The sequence below is a fragment of the Pseudarthrobacter albicanus genome, assembly GCF_018224015.1.
GTDB classification, from domain to species: domain Bacteria; phylum Actinomycetota; class Actinomycetes; order Actinomycetales; family Micrococcaceae; genus Arthrobacter; species Arthrobacter albicanus.
Map to the genome: position 1 here is coordinate 1 of NZ_JAGPOT010000236.1, position 316 is coordinate 316.

Below are 316 nucleotides of genomic sequence, written 5' to 3' on the forward strand. Positions count from 1 at the left end.
AACCACATGCTCGACGAGAACGGCAAGCGGGACTTCTCCTCCGAGGTGCCCGGCACGCGGCTGTGCGGGGACATCACGTACCTGAAGACCGGCGAGGGCTGGCTGTATCTGGCCACCGTGATCGATCTGTGCACCGGCATGGTCATCGGCTGGAACATGGACCGCCACATGCGCACCGAACTGTGCACCGGGGCGCTGGCCATGGCCCGCGATCACGGCTACCTGCACGCGGACGGGGCGGTGTTCCATTCAGATTAAGCCGAGGTAATCGTTAAGCCGAGGGTGGGGAGTTTGCCCTTGTGGTTCGGGGGTCGCG

General features: G+C 64.6%; 1 pseudogene. It reads left to right on the forward strand.

Annotation, left to right across the window (positions count from 1 at the left end):
- Positions 1 to 255, forward strand: a pseudogene (locus J9611_RS21600) (DDE-type integrase/transposase/recombinase); the annotation flags it as partial.
- Positions 256 to 316: the final 61 nt, after the last annotated feature.